The sequence below is a fragment of the Bacillus sp. AFS002410 genome, assembly GCF_002556365.1.
In the GTDB taxonomy this organism is placed as follows: domain Bacteria; phylum Bacillota; class Bacilli; order Bacillales; family Bacillaceae_G; genus Gottfriedia.
Window position 1 is genome coordinate 18,781 of sequence record NZ_NUEU01000033.1, and the last position, 18,469, is coordinate 37,249.

Consider the following 18,469-nt stretch of genomic DNA (forward strand, 5'->3'; position numbering starts at 1 on the left):
ATTAAAATAAACGATATAGTCTGATATAATGACTAAGTATATACTTATTTTAGTAGAAATCGGAGTAAAGTGTAAATGATTAACGAGACAATACAAGAACTAAAAGAGAAAATTGCTGAACTTGAAGAAAAAGTAATATCATATGAATCTATTTTAAATACAATTACTTCTGGGTCTATCTTTTCAAATGAAACTCGTGAATTATCTAGCTCAAATCAGTTAACTAGAAATACAGATATAAGTAATTCCATTAACGAACTTCCATTACATACTAAATACTCGATCTTTTTTGCGAATAGTAAAAGAGCTTTACAATCAATTTACGATGCCTTACCGCACCATATTTTATTTATAGATAAAAACGGTATTATTACGTTATACAATCAGCAAGTTGCGAATGATTTTAGAATCACTAAATATGAACTGATTGGTAGACATATTAGAAATCTGTTAAAAATAGAAGATAAAGAGATTTGTTTGCTTCAAACACTATTTACCGGCGAAGAATTTTATAATAAAGAAATTTTAAATATTAACTACGGTATCATTAACACTCGTATTATCCGTGACATAAATGGAGAAATCTTAAGAGTAATCGGTATTTTTCATAATTTAAATGAAGCAAGAGAATCTGAAAAACTAGCTATGTCAGGGAGAATTGCTGCAGGGATTGCCCACGAAGTTCGCAATCCACTTACGACAGTGAGAGGCTATTTACAATTTTTACAAGAAGAAGCCCCACCTCAATATAAGCAGTTGTTTAATGATCTTCTGATTCCAGAATTAGACAGAGCAAATGGCATAATCACTGATTTTTTATCCATTACAAAGAATGCAAACTATAAACCTGAGGCAATAAATATTAATAATTTTATATCAAATCATATAAAACAGTTATTATTCAGTGAGACCTTTTTAAATAACGTAAAATTTGAATTTTTCTTATCTGAAGATTTAATTGCAACACATATATTTTTTGATAAGAATCAACTTGTTCAAGTATTTTTAAACTTATTTCATAATGCATTAGATGCGAAAAAAGAAGATTTACTGATCATTACTATTGCTACTTTTATCGATAATGATATCATTTATATTACCTTTAAAGATAACGGTACAGGAATTCCTTCTGCTGACTTACCATATATATTTGATCCTTTCTTTTCTACGAAAGATGACGGTACCGGACTTGGTTTACCATTAACAAAAAAACTGATTCAAAATCATAATGGCACAATTTCAGTACTAAGTGGAGATAATGGAACTACCTTTACAATTACATTACCTATTAAGTGCACTGCTACTTAATAAGGAATAGCATCTTAGAATACAAGCTGTCGAAACGTCGACGGCTTTTTATTATCGCTATTTTTTTAAGGGGGTATCTTTGCGGCGTTTTTCAATTAAATTTGAATTGAGGATCTACATTTATAGATTTTTAGTAGATTTCTTCATTATATAAGTCTAATTTGAAAGAATTAGAGAAAACTTTTTACTTTTCCATCGTTGTGCATCTACTTTTAAGGCTGGATACCCTAACCGGTATAGGTATTATCTTACCTATTTTAGGTACCTTGGGAATTTATTTGCAGTTTTGCTAATTTTAATTGCAGTTTCACTAATTTTATTTGCAGATTCTCGATTTTTATTTGCAGTTTCACTATTTTTATTTGCAGTTCCGCTTTTATTTGCAGTTTACGAGTTCTTATTTGCACATTTCGCTGTATTATTTGCACTGTTCATTTTCTTATTTGCACTTTCCATTGTATTATAAGCATGCCGATCACTGATTTGTACATTTCACTGTTTTATTTGCGCTTTTCACAGTTCTAATTTACACAGTAAACGTTCTTATTTGTACGTAGCCCTTTATTTCAACTACTTTTCTTTTAAATATTCTATAAAACAAAAAAGAAGATGCCCCTTTACACATCTGGGACATCCTCTTTATTTATACAGATAGAATAATTTTACCTGTTGATTTTCTACTTTCTAATAAGTCATGTGCCAGTTTTCCATCTTTTAAAGGAAACACGGTAGGTTCTTGTACAATTAATTGTTTAGTTGAAATCCAATTAAATAGTTCATTACTTCTACGTAGTCTCTCTTCTTTTGAAATTAAAACATTCCACAAGTCTCCACCTGTTAGTGTTTTTGATGTATCCATTAACATTCTAGGATCGATATGTACTGGGTCTCCACCAGCCATTCCGTAAAACACGACTGTTCCGTGAATCTTAGTAGCTTCAAAGCTATCCATTATTGTCGAACCTACTGATTCATACACTACATCCACACCATTTTTTTCTTTAACCTTCGATACCCAGTCTTCATTATATAAAAATACTTCTTTTGCACCGATTGATAGAGCTTTGTCTCTTTTTTCTGTTGATGAGGTTAATCCGATTACCTCGCCGCCTTTTAAACGGATCATTTGAGTTAATAATTGACCAACGCCACCTGCTACAGCATGTACAAGAGCAACATCACCAGCTTTTATTTTATAACTATCATTAATTAAATAATGTGCAGTTAATCCTTGTAACATAATAGAAGCAGCAATTTCAAAACTAATTTCATCCGGAATTGGTACAATATGAGTTTCTTTTGCAGCAACATACTCTGCATTTGCAAACGGAACATCAGCAAAAGCTACTCGGTCACCCACTTTATAGTCTGTAATGTTCGAACCAACTTCGGTAATGACTCCAGAGCCCTCGTACCCTAAAATATAAGGTGGATCACCTGCTAAATGATAATTCCCTTTGCGACGGTATATGTCTGCAAAATTTACACCAACTGCCTTCATTTCAATTAAAACTTCATCGGTTGAAATGTTAGGTGCCTGGATTTCTTCATATTTTAATACGTCTGATTGACCAAACTCTCTAAAAACTAGTGCTTTCATTTACATACTTCCTAACCTTTTAAAATTCAAAAATAAAATCTTCATCTGTTAATTTTTCCACTGTAACTGCTTTTACATACCCATTTCCTTTTACAGAGAAAAAATCATGGTTTTTTGTATCTGTTTTTAGTCCATTTAAAACAATTGGATTAATATCTTCTTCGTCAAAATAAGGATCAAATCCTAAGTTCATTAATGCCTTGTTTGCATTATATCGAATAAACTTATTAACTTCCTCTACTAGACCAATTGAAGAATAAATTTCATCTGCATATTGTAATTCAATCTCATACAATTGAACTAATAATGACATTGTTTCATTGAAAAGTCGAGTTTTTTGTTCATCATTAAATTGGTCATAAATTTGTTGTGCTAACAATCCTACAAATACTCCGTGAATACTTTCATCTCGTAAAATAAGATTAATAATTTCTCCACTTGCAGTCATTTTCCCTTGACCTGCTAAATATAACGGGAAGAAGAATCCACTATAAAATAAATAGCTTTCTAAAAATACACTTGCAACCATTGCCATGTATAGCTCTTCATCTGAAACATCACGCTTTAATAAATTTAAATAATAAGAAGAAATTAACTCTGATTTTTTCGTTAAAATTGGATGCTCATCCACCCATTTAAATAGCTCATCAATTTCATCTTCTGTAGCAAGAGTCGTAAAAATATGTGAATAGCTCTTAGCATGCACTTCTTCCATCGCACCCATAAATGCTAGTACACTTTTAGCTTGTAAGTTTTTAAGATGAACTAAGATTAATGGCATACCTTCTCCGCCTTGCTTAGTATCTAATAATGTTAGTCCACCTAATACCTTTTTAAAAGCTGATTGTTCTTCCTTCGATAATGTATTCCAAGTATTTTTATCTGATGAAACGACGATTTCTTCTTCTGTCCAAAACTGAGATAGATTTTGCTTCCAAAATACTAAACTAAAATCATCTTCTTTTTTATTCCAGTTAACAGCTTTCATCTATATTTTCCCCCTAATCATAAAGAAAGCCCGATGATATAGAACAATATGCTTAGAGCATTCTATATTCGAGCTTCTCACTTAGACCATCAAGTAATTTAATTTCGATTCAATTTATTCTATTTAACTATTATTTTATACTGAACAACTAATACATTCTTCTACACTTAGTTTACGAGTACGAGTGTAATATAAGCTCTTTAATCCTTTTTTATTAGCATAAATATAGTATCTTGCAAGCTCTCTTGTTGAGACATCACTGTTTACATATAGGATAGTACTTATCCCTTGGTCGACATGCTGCTGAATTTCAGCGATTAAGTCAATTAGCTTAAACTGATTCACATCATATGCTGATTTATAATACCAAAAACTATTTTTTGATAAATAAGGCATCGGATAATATGTTGTTGAATTCGCATAAGTTCTAGATTCAATCACATTTACGATTGGCATAACCGATGAAGTAGCGTTTTGAATATAGCTAATTGATTGTGTAGGTGCAATTGCTAAACGATAGCTGTTATATAAACCATATGCTTGTACTTGCTTACTCAATGTAACCCAGTCAAATTCATTAGGGATATAAATACCGTTAAATAATTCTTTCACCTTGTCAGTTTTAGGTTCAAATGATTTTGAAGTATACTTTTCAAAATAAGTACCTTTCGCATATTCACTCTTTTTGAAATCCTTAAATGTTTTACCTGTTTCCTTAGCAATTAACATACTTTTTTCGATTGAATAAAAGTTAACCATCATAAAGAATGTATTCGCAAAATCTTTTGCCTCAGCACCTTCATATGCAATGCCATTTTTCGCAAAAAATCCATGCAAATTCATTGCACCTAAACCAACTGAATGAAGCTCCTCATTTGCTTTTTTTACAGTAGGTGCATTTTCTATTTCTGTCATATCTGCTACGGCTGTTAAAGCTTCTATACCAACATGGACAGATTCTCTAATCGCCTTATTTTCCATTACATTTACGATGTTTAATGATCCTAAGTTACAATTGACATCACGTTTGATTAAGTCTTCTTCACCATAGTTATTGATGACTGATGTTTCTTGAAGTTGAAAGATTTCTGTACACAAATTAGACATTTTTATGTCGCCAATATCTTTTAAAGCATGCTGCTCATTCGCATTACTTTTATACATTAAATATGGATAGCCAGATTCTAACTGAATCGCAGCAATTTTTACTAAAAGGTCTCGTGCACTTAAATCTAGTTTTTTCTTTTTAATGCGATCATTATTTACTAATTCTTCATATCTTTCATCGATATCAAAATCATCTAAATGAATTCCATACTCTTTGTACACTGTATATGGAGCAAATACATAGAATGGTTCATTTTTCTCTGCTAGTTCAAAGAATTTATTTGGAACAATTAATCCGATTGAAAGTGACTGAATTCTACTTTTCTCATCGGCATTGATTTTTTTTGTATCAAGAAATTCAACTACGTCCCAGTGGAAAATATTTAAATAGGTTGCACCAGCACCTTTACGTTGTCCAAGCTGGTTAGCATACGAAAACGAATCTTCTAATAGCTTCATTACAGGAACAACACCACTTGCAGCGTTATCAATTTCCTTTATTTGTTCTCCACGTGCTCTAAGCTTCGATAAATTAAGTGCAACACCACCGCCGATTTTTGAAAGCTGCATTGCTGTATTTATCTGAAATCCTATCGAATTTAAACTATCATCCATTTCTAATAAGAAACATGATACTAACTCGCCTCTTCTACTTCTTCCAGCATTTAAGAATGTTGGAGTAGCTGGCTGATAGTTTTGTTGAATCATCATGTTCGCTAACTTCAATGCTTTCTCAATATTGCCTCTTCCTAAATATAGTGCAACGATCGCAATTCGATCTTCGTAGCCTTCTAAATAGTACTTACCATCATTTGTTTTTAATGCGTAGTCTTTAAAGTATTTTGAAGCTGCCATATATGATTGAAAAGTGAATCCTGCATTGTAAACTAACTCATATAATTTTTCTATTTCATCAAAGGAGTATTCTAACTCAACATTATAATAATAGTTTTCTTGAATCATATAATTTAAGCGTTCTTTCAAAGAAGAAAACTGAATTTTTTTATCTTCAACTTCTTTTAAAAAACAAAGAAGTGCTTCTTTATCTTTTGCGAGATCAAAAAAACCATCTTTTTTAATCGTCAATTCATTATTAAGCTCAATATGTCTCAAGCTTTTCCACTCCCTCAATAAAATATTGTACATCTCGACTTGTCCCTGACAGTTCAAACTTTGATAACACTGGCACTTGATAGTCTGATGCTATTTTATCTGCACTTGCTGCAAAAGAATCTCCCCAGTTTTTATTACCACTTGCACTGACTGCTTTTAAATATTCCGAATTACTACTTAAAAAAGTATTTACGGTTTCAGGTACATTACCAAATCCTGTTGTATAGGTTACGAGAATATACGGTTCTTCAATTTTTAATCCATCCTTTATTTGGATTGACGGCATTCTAATTTTATTGACAAAACGTTTAACATTACCCGTCATTGAACTGTAAACTATCACCATATTATCACCCTCGTTCATATGTAAGAATATTGAAAATACTTATATTATATACCTACATATTGTATTACCTTTTTAGAACAAACACAATATATAGGTGCTGAAATTAGAAAATAAACATTTCGACAATATATCTCGAAATGAAACAATATATGAAATTTAACAAATTATGGGGGATAGTGCAATAATGTGTAAAACGATTTTTTTGTCAAATGGAGTCATTAACATTTCACAAAAAAAGTACTCATTAACGCCTTGCGAAATAAGAAAAAAAGCTTAAAAAACTTTTTTTTTTCGCAAACTTTTAATGAGTACTTGAATAAAATAATATAATTTTTAATATTTTTTGCCTAATAATTTAGCACATTGTTTTAACTTCTGGCTTCTTCCAAATATGTATAAGTCACATCGCCTCCGTGTTTAGCAATACCACGAAAGTGCTTAAAATCGTCTCGATTAACGATTATTTGTCTAAAAGCTAAAAAATCATCTTTCTTAATATGAATTTCTAAAATCTCACCATTAACTAGTTGATCTATTACTTGTAAAAATTCGTTTTGTTCCATCTTCTCACCCTTTATTATTAGATCAGGGTTCAAGAAAAAATCATTTTTTAATTTCTTCCTGCCCTTCCCCTCTTTCATAAAGTTAACATTAACAAAGAATGTACTTATTGGAAACTAAAAAGTTACGTCCAGAATTTTTTCTGAAACAGCTAAATTCATATTTTTATTATTTACTAAAATTACATCTGTTTTTCCATCCATTATAACTAAGAATGCCTTAGGAATAACTTCAACACCAGTTCCTACACTAGCAAATTCAAAGGATGAATGCGCTTCACCAAGAACGACAATCATTTCAAAAAATGGTATTAAAATAACTTTATCAAAATATAAAATCGGATCTCCAATAAGTGTATTACTGCTAACTAAATCCTTTATTTCATTTGAAATTTCAACTTCAAACTCTTCAAACCAATCTTTCAACGAACTAACCTCCTGAAAGTGCTAACAACCATTTTTACCTATCAAAAGGTTTTTAAACATAATTTCTTATGAAAATAGACATAATTGTAAAAAAATTTCAATTTTCTCTTTACCTTTAAACCGTTTTCATGCATTATAGAAGGTGTCAAGTCAAAACTTTGTTAGGAGATATGCTCATGAAAATTGCAGAAGCAGGAAATATCATTGAGTTTAAACAGGGGTTAAAAGGTAGAGTTCAAAAAGTTAATAAAAATTCTGTCATTGTTGACATATCCATAATGGAAAACTTCAGAGATTTAGAAATGGAACCGCTAACAGTTGTAAACCATAAAAATTATAAAATAGTAATAGCAGCAGAATAGATTAAATTAGTAGAATCTACTTATATTCACAAATTAAAAGGTACAATCTACATAGTTTATCATTCTATTAAAATTTAATTAAAACTCTTTTTTAAATCAGTCTCAGGTCCCGTGTATATCACGGGACTTTTTTTTATGATTACAAGTGAAAATATAATTAGTGGCAATTCAGGTAAATACTGGAACCATTTACTCTTTAGAAAAGGAGATGGCTATTTTGTTTCTTTGTCCAATTCTTTAAAAGATTTTACTTTATCGTGTGGATTATGGTTCGACTTTCTTTCATTCCAAAATCGTTCCTTTTCTTTTTTTGATTTTGTCATTATTATCACTCCTTAGGATAAGATCTTTCTCGCTATCTTATCATTTCACAAAAATGATCAATCTATGTAATGAGATCGAAACAATTCAAGGAAGATGTATCAACCTGTTGATGGTATGCATTTTAAAGATTGAAAATTCAGATTAAGTCACACTAGCACTAAATTACTATTTATAGGAAGGATGTTATGAATGAACTTTTTAACAAAGTTTAGTTTAAAAAACTCTGTAGCAATTTTTATCATCTCTTTTTTACTAATCTTTGGAGGATTGTACTCTTATTCAAAATTAAAAGTAGAAGAACTTCCAAATATTGAATTTCCTGCAATTTCAGTACAAGTTGTTTATCCTGGCACAGCACCAGATGATATAAATGACCAGATTACAACAAAACTTGAAAACTCATTTAAATCAATTGAAGGGATAAAGACTCTCTCAAGCTCGTCTTTCGAAAGTGTTTCTGTTATTAACCTAGAATTTCCGTTTAATACAGATATGGACAAAGTCGAACAACAAATCAACAATACACTAAAAGATGCTGGATTACCTGAAAATGTAACAACAAAGGTCGATCGATTCTCATTTGGCTCCTTTCCTATTTATTACATCTCTATGTTTTCAAAAAACGGATCCAATATTGAAACAACTTTAAATGATGAAATTGTACCAGCATTAAATAAAATCGAGGGTGTAAATAGCGTTTCAATTGGTGGTGGAAAATCTACAGCTCTTTCAATTGAAGTAGATAAGCAAAAAATTGCAAATTTAGGGCTATCACTATCAAGCATCAAAGATCAAATCAGTTCAAAATTCCTATCATTCCCTGCTGGAAAAATTACTGAAGGGAATATTAAGATTCCAATTCGGGTCGAGGAAAAGTTAGATACAATTCAAAAACTAAAGGATTTAGAACTACAACCTGCGTCCGTGGTTTCTACGACACCTAATCAAACTGCACAAACACCAAAAGTGTTATTAAGTGATGTGGCAAAAATTGAATCTGTTGACTCTAAAGACGAATTAATTCGATATAACGAAAACGATGCTATTTCAATGGCAATTACAAAGAAACAAGATGCAAATACGGTTGAAGTAGCTGACAAAGTCATTAACGTATTAAATAAATACAAAAAAGAACTTTCTTATAAAGTAGGTTACAGTTCTGCAGAAGGCGTTAAACAATCCGTTGAATCCCTTATTAAAGAAGGATTACTTGGAGCACTTTTCGCTTCACTAGCAGTATTGATTTTCTTGCGTAACTTCCGAGCTACATTTATTGCTATTATCTCTATTCCGTTATCAATATTAATTACATCAATTTTCTTACTTAAATTAGATATAACGTTAAATATTATGACACTGGGTGGTATGGCTGTAGCTGTAGGTCGTGTAGTTGACGATAGTATAGTAGTGATTGAAAATATTTTCCGTAGAATACGTAAATCTAAAGAAGGAATTTCAAATGAGTTAATTCTATCTTCAACCAAAGAAATATTAAAAGCAGTAACATCTTCTACGATTACAACAATTGTAGTTTTCTTACCTTTAGGTGTAGTTGGTGGATTTACGAGTAAAATATTCCTACCTTTTGCATTAACAATTGTATTTTCTTTATTAGCTTCATTATTAGTTTCTATTACAATTGTCCCGATTTTAGGTAGGTATGCATTTAAGAGAGTACCTGCTGAAGAAAAAGAAGAAAAAATACAATTATGGTATGGAAGGATAATTGAGAAATCATTAAATCGTAAATGGATTGTAATCGTGATTGCTGTAGTAATGCTTGCGGGATCTTTCTCGTTAGTTGGAAGACTTGGTTTTACATTTATTCCAAATGAATCATCACGAGCAATTACGGCTTCACTTGAATTACCATCATCAACTTCTATAGCAAAAACAAATGATGTTTCAATGAAAATTGAGAAAATGTTCTTAAATATGAATGCAGTTAAAGAAGTATCTACTGGCGTTGGTAGCCGTGACTTTATGACTGGTCTTAAAACAGAAAATAAAGCTAGCTATTTTATTAATTTAAAACAAAGTGCAGATGTCGATCAGTTTATTAAAAACACAAAAACAAAAATGGAAAAATTGGCAAAATCAGAAGTTCAAGGTGCAAAAGTAACCTTACAAGAAAACTCTTCAGGAGGTCCGCCAACAAATAATAACGTCGACATCAATTTATATTCTAATAACTTAGTTGCACTTGAGGAAAGTGCTAAAAAAGTTGAAAACTATATGAAAAATAACGTTCACTTAAAATATGTTACAAATAATTTCTCTGAAAAACAAAAGCAAGTAGTTGTTTCAATTGATGAGAAAAAAGTTTCAGAAAATGGTCTTTCTGCTGGAATGATACTAGGATTAGTTGCCGATCAAACAAATCCAATAAATATGGGTACATTAAAAATCGACGGTAAAGATCAAAATGTACAATTAACTTATAATAAGGACCTACAATCGGTAGAAGATATTAAAAATATAAATTTATTTGGGAAATTAGGACCGATTAAATTATCAGATGTAGCCCTAGTTAAAACGATTGAGACGTATTCTGCCATTCAAAAATTAGATGGTAAAATATTCGCGAAAGTATCCGCTCAAATTCAGGGAAAAGATATTGCAAAAGTAACTAATGAAGTAATCAATGATGTAAAAAAAGATGTATCTTTACCATCAGATGTAACATTAAAAGGTGGCGGTGGAAGTGATGATACGACTCAAACCTTTAAAGATTTAGGCGTTGCAATGGGAGTTGCAATCGGATTAGTCTATTTAACAATGTTAATTACTTTTGGAAAAGCTCGAATACCATTTATCATTTTATCAGCATTAGTTTTTGTACCAATTGGTTCTTTCGTAGCTCTCTTCATAGCAAACGAACCACTATCTATTAGTGTAATGATTGGCTTATTAATGTTAATTGGGATCGTAACGACAAATGCAATCGTATTAGTCGATCGAATTGGACAAAATATCGAACAAAAAGGGCTACCTCTTCGCCAAGCAATAATTGAAGGCGGAAAAACCCGACTACGTCCAATTTTAATGACGGCTTTTGCTACAATAGCTGCATTACTACCATTAGCTCTAACAAAATCTAGTGGTACGCTAATCTCCAAAGGCTTAGCAATTACAGTTATTGGTGGCTTAACTTCATCTACTTTATTAACACTAGTGTTTATTCCCGTTGTATATGAGTTATTCTTTTCTAAAAAGACGCAGAAGCATACTAAAACTGATGAAATAGCCAAAGTAGTTAATAATTAAAGAAAAACATACACTCTTGCTCTCTTGGGCTGTCGATCTAGTCGACAGCCTTTTATTGTGGACCGGAAATAGTCAAATAGCTTAAAAGACGATCGATGCTTTTTTTTAGAATTACAAACTATAGCTTTAGTTCCTGATTTCTAATTCACCCGTTTCACATTCTTTGAATGTTCATCGGTTTTATTTACACCCAATCTATATTTAACTACTTTTTTTAAAAATACCATCAAATAAGAAAAAGAGGTGCCCCTAAGTTTCACTTTGGGACACCTCTAATTACTTATAAGTTTTTATCATTAACTCCTGCTAGCCACTTTCTAACAGGCTCTAATGTTGTCTCAATACAGCCGTCATTAAATGGTGATTCAAGTTTAGCTTCTTTAACTAATCCTAAGAATGACTGACTTCCGCCTAACTGACATAACCCAACATAATCGGACCATGCTGTATCTCTGTCTTCATGCATTTTATTCCAGAATTGTAATGCACAAATTTGAGCTAATGTATAATCGATGTAATAGAATGGAGATTGATAAATATGACCTTGTCTTTGCCATAATCCACCTTTTTCTAAATAACTATTTCCATCGTTTGCTCGGTGAGGTAAATATTTTGCTTCTATTCTCTTCCAAAGCCCGTGTCGTTCTTCAGGTGTTAATTCAGGATTCGCGTAGATTTCATGTTGAAACTCATCTACAGCAACGCCATAACCAATAAATGTAACTGCACTGCTTAAATGCGTAAAATAGTATTTTTGTGTATCTTCCTTAAAGAACTCTTCTTGCCAAGGCCATGTAAAGAATTCCATGCTCATAGAATGAATCTCACAAGCCTCATATGTTGGCCAGTTGTACTCAGGTGTTTCAAATTTACGACTCTCGTAAACTTGAAATGCATGGCCTGCTTCATGCGTTAAAACGTCAATATCACCAGATGTTCCGTTGAAATTCGAGAAAATAAATGGAGCTTTATAGTTTGGAATATATGTACAATATCCCCCACCTTGTTTTCCTTCCTTAGCAACTAAATCTAGTAAATTTTCCTTTAACATAAAGTTAAAAAATTCACTTGTTTCTTTCGATAACTCATCGTACATTTTTTTACCGTTTTCAATAATCCACTCAGGACTACCTTTAGGCGTTGCATTGCCTGTTACAAATTCAAATTTATCATCATAATAATAAAGTTGATCCACGCCAATTCGATTAGCTTGACGCTCTCTTAATTCTGTTGCAATTGGAACAATTGTTTCAAGAACTTGCTCTCTAAACTTTTTAACATCATTTGCATCGTAATCTGTTCTCATCATACGTGCATAGCCTAGTTCAATGAAGTTTGAAAAACCAAGTTTAGTAGCAATACGAGTTCGAATTTTTACTAATTTATCATAGATTTCATCAAATTTATCTTGATTCTCAGAGAAGTATCCAAAGTATGTATCATAAGCTGTTTTCCTAACTTCTCGGTCCTTATCTTCAAAATGCGCTGAAATTTGTGCTAACGTTTTCACTTCACCGTAAAATGGAAGTTTAGCAGCCGCTACTAACTTAGCATATTCAGTTGTTAGTTTATTTTCTTCTTGTAAATCTGGAATGACTTCCTCACTTAAGATCTTAACTTCACATTCAGCTAAAGCAAATAATTGTTTTCCATATTTAGCTTCAAGTTGCTCTCTAAATGGTGAACCAATTAATGCTTTATAATATTGTTGTCCATACGATTGAACAATTGGAGTGTTTTCATCAAAGAACGCCTGCTCATCCTCATAAAACTTATCGTTCGTATCAACTGAATGGCGAACTGCACATAAATTTTCCATTGTAGAAAATTCATTTCTTAAGTCATTAATTTCATTCATTGCTAATTCTTGTTCATAGACCGTTGAAGCATCGTAGAAATTTTGTAAAGAGCGTTTAAACTGTTCACCTAAGTTCTTAATACTTGGTCTAGAATACTGGTAATCTTGAAAACCCATGTTAATCCCTCCATTTTTTGTGATATTGCTATTATATATAAAATCTTCTAGTAAAAAAACCTAATTTTCAATAAATTTCTGACAATTTAAATAACATTTTATTTAAACTATAAAATAATTGGTGAATTTTTCGGTTTATCGTCTAAAAAAGGTAAAAAAAGTTAGAAGATATAGTTAAAGGAAAAGTAGTTTAAATAAAATTTGAAGAGTTAAAAACAGCTGACTGCACTAATAAGAAAGCAAAAGCTGGGAATAAAGATCAAAGTGCAATTGAAAATAGAGAATCTGCTATTAAGATAAGTAAAACTACAATTTCACTAGAGACTATAAAAACACCCCTTAAAATCAACGTTGCCCAGGCTATGGGTATTTCAACATCTACTTTAAGGGGTGCAATCTTCAATTAAGTGCTATTTAAGTTACAACATATAGTAACATCAATACTAGACCTGTGCTATCTTAGAAAATTATATAATACAAAATGATCTTTTAAACTTGATCTTCTTAACTCCGTTTTATCAGTTAGACTCATGATATCCAATTTTTTTTAATAAGTGGATTAAGAAATTCTTTTCTTCATTTGAAAGATCACTCATTTGTTCATGTAAGAATTTTTCATGTATAGGAAAAATTTCTTCCATTAATTTATTTCCACTTTCAGTTATTTCCGCATAGATTACTCTGCGATCTGCGCTACAAGGATTTCTATAAACTAGTCCTTTTTTCTCAAGTTTATCTACAACGTATGTAATACTTCCACTTGCTATTAATATTTTTTCACCAATATGTTGAAGCGGTTGATTTCCTTTGTGATACAGTAGCTCTAATACTGCAAATTCAGTTGGATTCAAATTAAAGCTAGCAATTGATTTGTTAGCTGAATCATTGATTTTTCTATGTGCACGCGATAATACAATAAATAGTTTTAAAGAAAGCTCTATATCTTCTCTATTTGTTTCTTCCATAATAATACCCCTTCAATTTCGTTTACGTTTCGGATTCTATTTTTATTTTATACTGATTAACCTTTTTTAAGTTTATTTCATTGAAAATGATTTATTTAGGCTTAGTAGTTTTTTTTGGTATGAAATAATTAACTCGTCCAATTCTTGACTGGCTTTTAAGGTCAAATGCTCATTCAAACCTTTAGTTTCCGCAAAAAATACCATTTCTTCTCTTTTTATTGAAATAGATAATAATAAATGGCTGATTTGATATTCATTCATTAGACTAATTTCCCTTCTACAGGATGTTTTTATTACACGTATTATGTCTTTCATTTTTTAACTATTATTCATTCTATCTAAAATAGTTAAAATAGATACAATATGAAACCTACTAAGCAAAATTACCTAGTAGGTCTATTTTTGATTATGTATTACCACTTATATTATTTAATTTGACGATTTTTTATTAAATCCTGCTTAAGTTAATTATTTTTGAATTAATATCAAAAAAGACTTTACTTTATCTACTATTATAAAATAAAAAAGCCGAAATGTAATGGAAATTATTTACCATTATCAATTCAGCTTTTTCATTTCTAATTAATTGCCTGCTTTTATTTTATGGCCTTGGATCATCATTAATTTAACTTTATAGCTAATTAGAAATTCGATTCCTTCTAACCATTTCTTCGTTTCTAGTGGATTTCTTCCCCAAACGGTTATCCCATGATTTCTAACTAGAACTGCCCCGAAGTCATTTGTTAAAAATGGTGTATAAGCGCGGTTAAAAGATTCCATATCTTGAGCATTTTCAATGATCGGAACGGTTATTTTATTTTCAAAATATGAGCTCGTTAATATATGAATCATTTCGTTATTTTCAAGCTCTACCTGTCCTTCATCACCAAATAATTCAGAAATAACATTATTATCTACAGTATGTACATGCAGCACACAAGTAGCAGCTGTTTTTTCATAAATATTTGCATGAATCAATGTTTCAAGTGATGGTTTTAATACCGTATCAAATACAGGCTCACCTAAATTATTAACAACGATAAATTCTTCATCACAACGTGCTCTCTTATCCTTCTCATCTGCTGTTACAAGAAACAATAATGGGTCGTCTGAAATTTTCATTGATAGGTTCCCGCTCGTTCCATAAAACCAATCTCTTTTTGCCAAATCACATTTAATATTTGCAAGCTTTTTCCATTGTTCTAAAAATAAACTCATATCTACACCTCCACTTATTTAGACTATCTATTTGGACAACGTTAAAAATTCAAACTATTCTTACTATTTATTAAAATTATGTCATGTGTCGGTCTTCATTGTCAATAGTTCTAAGTAAATGAACAAACATCAATTTTCTACATCTTTTATGGTTTTTTGATAGAACTTATTGATTTAATACTTTTTTTACATCTTGATTTGACAGTACTCCAATTTTATTACACAAATACGTGAAAAATACTATTTTTCTACTCATTTGCTTATCCCTTCTTTCCCTAAGGAAACTTTTTTGTATTTAGTAAATTATATGTCTTATTAGTAATAAATGTGAAGAATATCTTCTCTAGAACCGATTAGTATTTAGAGAACAAAACGTACTTTCGTTCATTCAATTCATACTGTTAAAATGCGTTTTTGAGATGTTTAGCATTTATTTCATTATTTAGGTCATTCCCACTCTTTCAAAATTTAGTAATCTTACTATTTTATGATAAAATAAATCGAAAATATTTTAGAATGAGGTATTTTAATGAACATTGTTTTGGCAACATTAAATGCAAAATATATTCATACTAATTTAGGTATTCGTTACATTAAGGCTTATGCACAACCTGAATACGATATCGAACTAGCAGAATATACGATTAAAGATCCAAGTCTTAATATCATTACAGACTTATATAAGCGTAAACCAACTATTCTTGGTTTTAGTTGTTATATTTGGAATATTGAACAAACAATTGAAGTCATTCGAATGTATAAAAAAATTGATCCTACTGTTACGATCTTTGTTGGTGGACCTGAAGTAAGCTATGATGTGAACTATTGGCTAGACAGAGTCAAAGAAATTGATGTCATAACAATTGGTGAAGGTGAAATTACTGTAAAGAAATTAATTCAGGCCATTGATAATGGGGAAGATTTCACTTCAATAAATGGCATTGGTTATCGAGATGAAGGTAAAAATATTATCAAACCACAAACTGAAAAGATTGAATTAACAACAATTCCTTCGCCATATCGATTTAAAGAAGATTTACCATTTTTAAGTAAAAGAATTCAATATATCGAAACAAGCCGAGGCTGTCCTTTTAATTGTCAATTTTGTTTATCTTCTATTGAAGTAGGAGTTCGATACTTTAATCGAGAGGTCATTAAAGATGACATACGTTATCTAATGGCAAACGGAGCAAAAGTTTTTAAATTCGTAGATCGAACTTTTAATATTAGTCGTAGTTATGCTATGGATATGTTTCAATTTTTAATTGATGAACATTTGGAAGGAACCGTATTTCAATTTGAGATTACTGGGGATATTATGCGTCCAGAGGTCATCGAATTTTTAAATGATAATGCACCTAAAGGACTATTCCGATTTGAAATTGGAGTTCAATCAACAAATGATGCTACAAATGAACTAGTCATGAGAAGACAGAATTTCGAGAAACTTTGTCGAACGGTCACACTAGTTCGAGATGGAGAAAAAATAGATCAACATTTGGATTTAATTGCTGGTTTACCTGAAGAGGATTACAATTCATTTCGTCAAACTTTCAATGATGTATTTGAATTAAGACCAGAAGAACTTCAACTAGGTTTCTTAAAAATGCTAAGAGGAACTGGCGTACGCTTAAGAGCTCATGAGCATGATTATGTCTATATGGATTATGCTCCGTATGAAGTTTTAGGTAATAACGTCCTTTCATTCGATGATATTGTAAAAATAAAACAAGTTGAAGACGTACTTGAAAAATATTGGAATGATCATCGAACAAATAATACAATAGAATATTTAATTAAAAATGAATTCGAAAGTCCGTTTGATTTCTTCCAATTATTCGGTTCATTCTGGGAGGAACGCGGTTGGTCTAGAATCGGGCATCAGCTTGAAGATTTGTTTAAACGATTAAATGAATTTTTAACTCATTATCAAATTAAAAATGATTCAATCGTGAAAGATATTATGAAGGTTGATTATTACTTAAACCATAAATACAAACCTCGTAAACCTTGGTGGGACGAAGTAACGACTCAAGACTTTTCGAAAGATATTTATAAGCGAATTATCGAAGATCCTGAACAACTTGGTTCAAACTTTATTAACCTTAGCTTAAACGAAAAAGAAATTTATAAACACACAATAATTGAACCTTTATCATTTGATATAGAACATTTCTTATTGACTAGAGAATATCGAACTGGTAAATATGCAATGTTAATTTATTTCTCACCAAAAACGTTATCACCTTCATTTTATAAAATTGAAGCATAATTAAGCTGAAATGTTTTTTAAAAATAGAAATACACAGGCGAGATAATAATGAACTGCTCTCTATGAAAGGAAACCACCATTCCGAAAGTGGTAATTAAAGAAGTACTTCTATAGTTTAAACATACTTTACGTTTTTAGCCAATAGAAAAGGCTGTTGATTTTTCGACAGCCTTCTTTTGTATTGATTTCACTAATTAGCAAATAATAATTTGTAAATAGAGGTGATATTAATATGAAAAGAAAAAAAGACAATACTGAAATCGACTCACCAGTAATGCAAGACACAATACCACATATATCAAATTTCCCATCATTTAAGGGAACAAGCATTAAAATGGAGGAACCGTTTGTTAATTCAAAGGGTGTAGTTATCGGCGATAGTAAATATAGTTCTCCTAACTCTCCATTAAATAATTGGTCAGATGATGTAGATCCTTCAGTTATGGCAGGTGACGAATGGGTTCATCCTACAAATGATATTGGATGGGCAACTGCAGAAAACGCTGCGCTTCTAGAATCGAAAAAGCGTGAACCAACAAAACAATTTATGCATCCGCAACATGAAACTAGGGACTGATTAATTGGATAAACTCAAGTATAAGAAAGAAAAGGGTAAAGGGAAAACCTTTACCCTTACT

Annotated in this window: 17 protein-coding genes; 6 read left to right on the forward strand and 11 right to left on the reverse strand. The window is 31.0% G+C overall.

Features of this window, described 5'->3' with window-relative positions; all coding sequences use genetic code 11:
* Positions 1–75 precede the first annotated feature (75 nt).
* Entirely contained in the window at positions 76–1,308 is a 1,233-nt protein-coding gene (locus CN692_RS17955; protein WP_098120527.1) for a two-component system sensor histidine kinase NtrB, read from the forward strand.
* A 286-nt stretch (positions 1,309–1,594) separates the two neighbouring features.
* On the forward strand, positions 1,595–1,774 hold the full coding sequence (locus CN692_RS17960; protein ID WP_098120528.1) for a hypothetical protein: 180 nt from the start codon (positions 1,595–1,597) through the stop codon (positions 1,772–1,774).
* A 177-nt stretch (positions 1,775–1,951) separates the two neighbouring features.
* On the opposite strand, the gene CN692_RS17965 is transcribed toward CN692_RS17960, so the two are convergent.
* The 6 genes from CN692_RS17965 to CN692_RS17990 form a co-directional block, all read right to left on the reverse strand.
* A complete protein-coding gene (locus CN692_RS17965) occupies positions 1,952–2,908 on the reverse strand; it encodes a quinone oxidoreductase family protein (RefSeq protein WP_098120529.1) in 957 nt (318 codons plus the stop codon).
* Positions 2,909–2,927: 19 nt separating this feature from the next.
* Positions 2,928–3,896, reverse strand: coding sequence for a class 1b ribonucleoside-diphosphate reductase subunit beta (gene nrdF, locus CN692_RS17970; RefSeq protein WP_098120530.1), 969 nt, complete (start codon positions 3,894–3,896; stop codon positions 2,928–2,930).
* Positions 3,897–4,031: 135 nt separating this feature from the next.
* Positions 4,032–6,116 (reverse strand): class 1b ribonucleoside-diphosphate reductase subunit alpha, encoded by a 2,085-nt coding sequence (nrdE, locus tag CN692_RS17975; protein WP_098120531.1) that lies wholly within the window; start codon positions 6,114–6,116, stop codon positions 4,032–4,034.
* Positions 6,103–6,462 carry a class Ib ribonucleoside-diphosphate reductase assembly flavoprotein NrdI gene (gene nrdI, locus CN692_RS17980; protein WP_098120532.1) on the reverse strand — a complete coding sequence of 120 codons (360 nt, stop codon included), beginning with the start codon at positions 6,460–6,462 and terminating at the stop codon, positions 6,103–6,105. The genes nrdE and nrdI overlap by 14 nt, the downstream gene beginning before the upstream one ends.
* Positions 6,463–6,830: 368 nt before the next feature.
* Entirely contained in the window at positions 6,831–7,025 is a 195-nt protein-coding gene (locus tag CN692_RS17985) for a hypothetical protein (protein WP_098120641.1), read from the reverse strand.
* A 114-nt stretch (positions 7,026–7,139) separates the two neighbouring features.
* Entirely contained in the window at positions 7,140–7,448 is a 309-nt protein-coding gene (locus CN692_RS17990; protein WP_098120533.1) for a spore germination protein GerW family protein, read from the reverse strand.
* 176 nt (positions 7,449–7,624) lie between these two features.
* Here CN692_RS17990 and CN692_RS17995 point away from each other — a divergent pair, with 176 nt between their 5' ends.
* Positions 7,625–7,810 (forward strand): YkvS family protein, encoded by a 186-nt coding sequence (locus CN692_RS17995; RefSeq protein ID WP_088067916.1) that lies wholly within the window; start codon positions 7,625–7,627, stop codon positions 7,808–7,810.
* 212 nt (positions 7,811–8,022) lie between these two features.
* On the opposite strand, the gene CN692_RS26795 is transcribed toward CN692_RS17995, so the two are convergent.
* Positions 8,023–8,133, reverse strand: a complete 111-nt coding sequence (locus CN692_RS26795) for a DUF6254 family protein (protein WP_257131702.1) — start codon at positions 8,131–8,133, stop codon at positions 8,023–8,025.
* Positions 8,134–8,323: 190 nt separating this feature from the next.
* On the opposite strand from CN692_RS26795, the gene CN692_RS18000 reads away from it, so the two are divergent.
* A complete protein-coding gene (locus CN692_RS18000) occupies positions 8,324–11,401 on the forward strand; it encodes an efflux RND transporter permease subunit (protein WP_098120534.1) in 3,078 nt (1,025 codons plus the stop codon).
* A gap of 280 nt (positions 11,402–11,681) precedes the next feature.
* Here the strand turns inward: CN692_RS18000 and CN692_RS18005 are convergent, their stop codons facing one another.
* The 4 genes from CN692_RS18005 to mtnB form a co-directional block, all read right to left on the reverse strand.
* Entirely contained in the window at positions 11,682–13,376 is a 1,695-nt protein-coding gene (locus CN692_RS18005) for a M3 family oligoendopeptidase (protein ID WP_098120535.1), read from the reverse strand.
* Positions 13,377–13,894: 518 nt separating this feature from the next.
* Complete coding sequence (locus CN692_RS18010) at positions 13,895–14,344, reverse strand: MarR family winged helix-turn-helix transcriptional regulator (RefSeq protein ID WP_373604977.1); 450 nt, start codon at positions 14,342–14,344, stop codon at positions 13,895–13,897.
* A 69-nt stretch (positions 14,345–14,413) separates the two neighbouring features.
* Complete coding sequence (locus CN692_RS18015; RefSeq protein WP_142317340.1) at positions 14,414–14,602, reverse strand: aspartyl-phosphate phosphatase Spo0E family protein; 189 nt, start codon at positions 14,600–14,602, stop codon at positions 14,414–14,416.
* A 321-nt stretch (positions 14,603–14,923) separates the two neighbouring features.
* On the reverse strand, positions 14,924–15,559 hold the full coding sequence (gene mtnB / locus CN692_RS18020; RefSeq protein WP_098120538.1) for a methylthioribulose 1-phosphate dehydratase: 636 nt from the start codon (positions 15,557–15,559) through the stop codon (positions 14,924–14,926).
* Between the two features lie 529 nt (positions 15,560–16,088).
* Here mtnB and CN692_RS18025 point away from each other — a divergent pair.
* Together CN692_RS18025 and CN692_RS18030 are read left to right on the forward strand one after the other, a co-directional pair.
* Positions 16,089–17,831, forward strand: a complete 1,743-nt coding sequence (locus CN692_RS18025) for a B12-binding domain-containing radical SAM protein (protein ID WP_098120539.1) — start codon at positions 16,089–16,091, stop codon at positions 17,829–17,831.
* Positions 17,832–18,063: 232 nt separating this feature from the next.
* Complete coding sequence (locus CN692_RS18030) at positions 18,064–18,408, forward strand: DUF3905 domain-containing protein (protein ID WP_098120540.1); 345 nt, start codon at positions 18,064–18,066, stop codon at positions 18,406–18,408.
* Positions 18,409–18,469 lie beyond the last annotated feature (61 nt).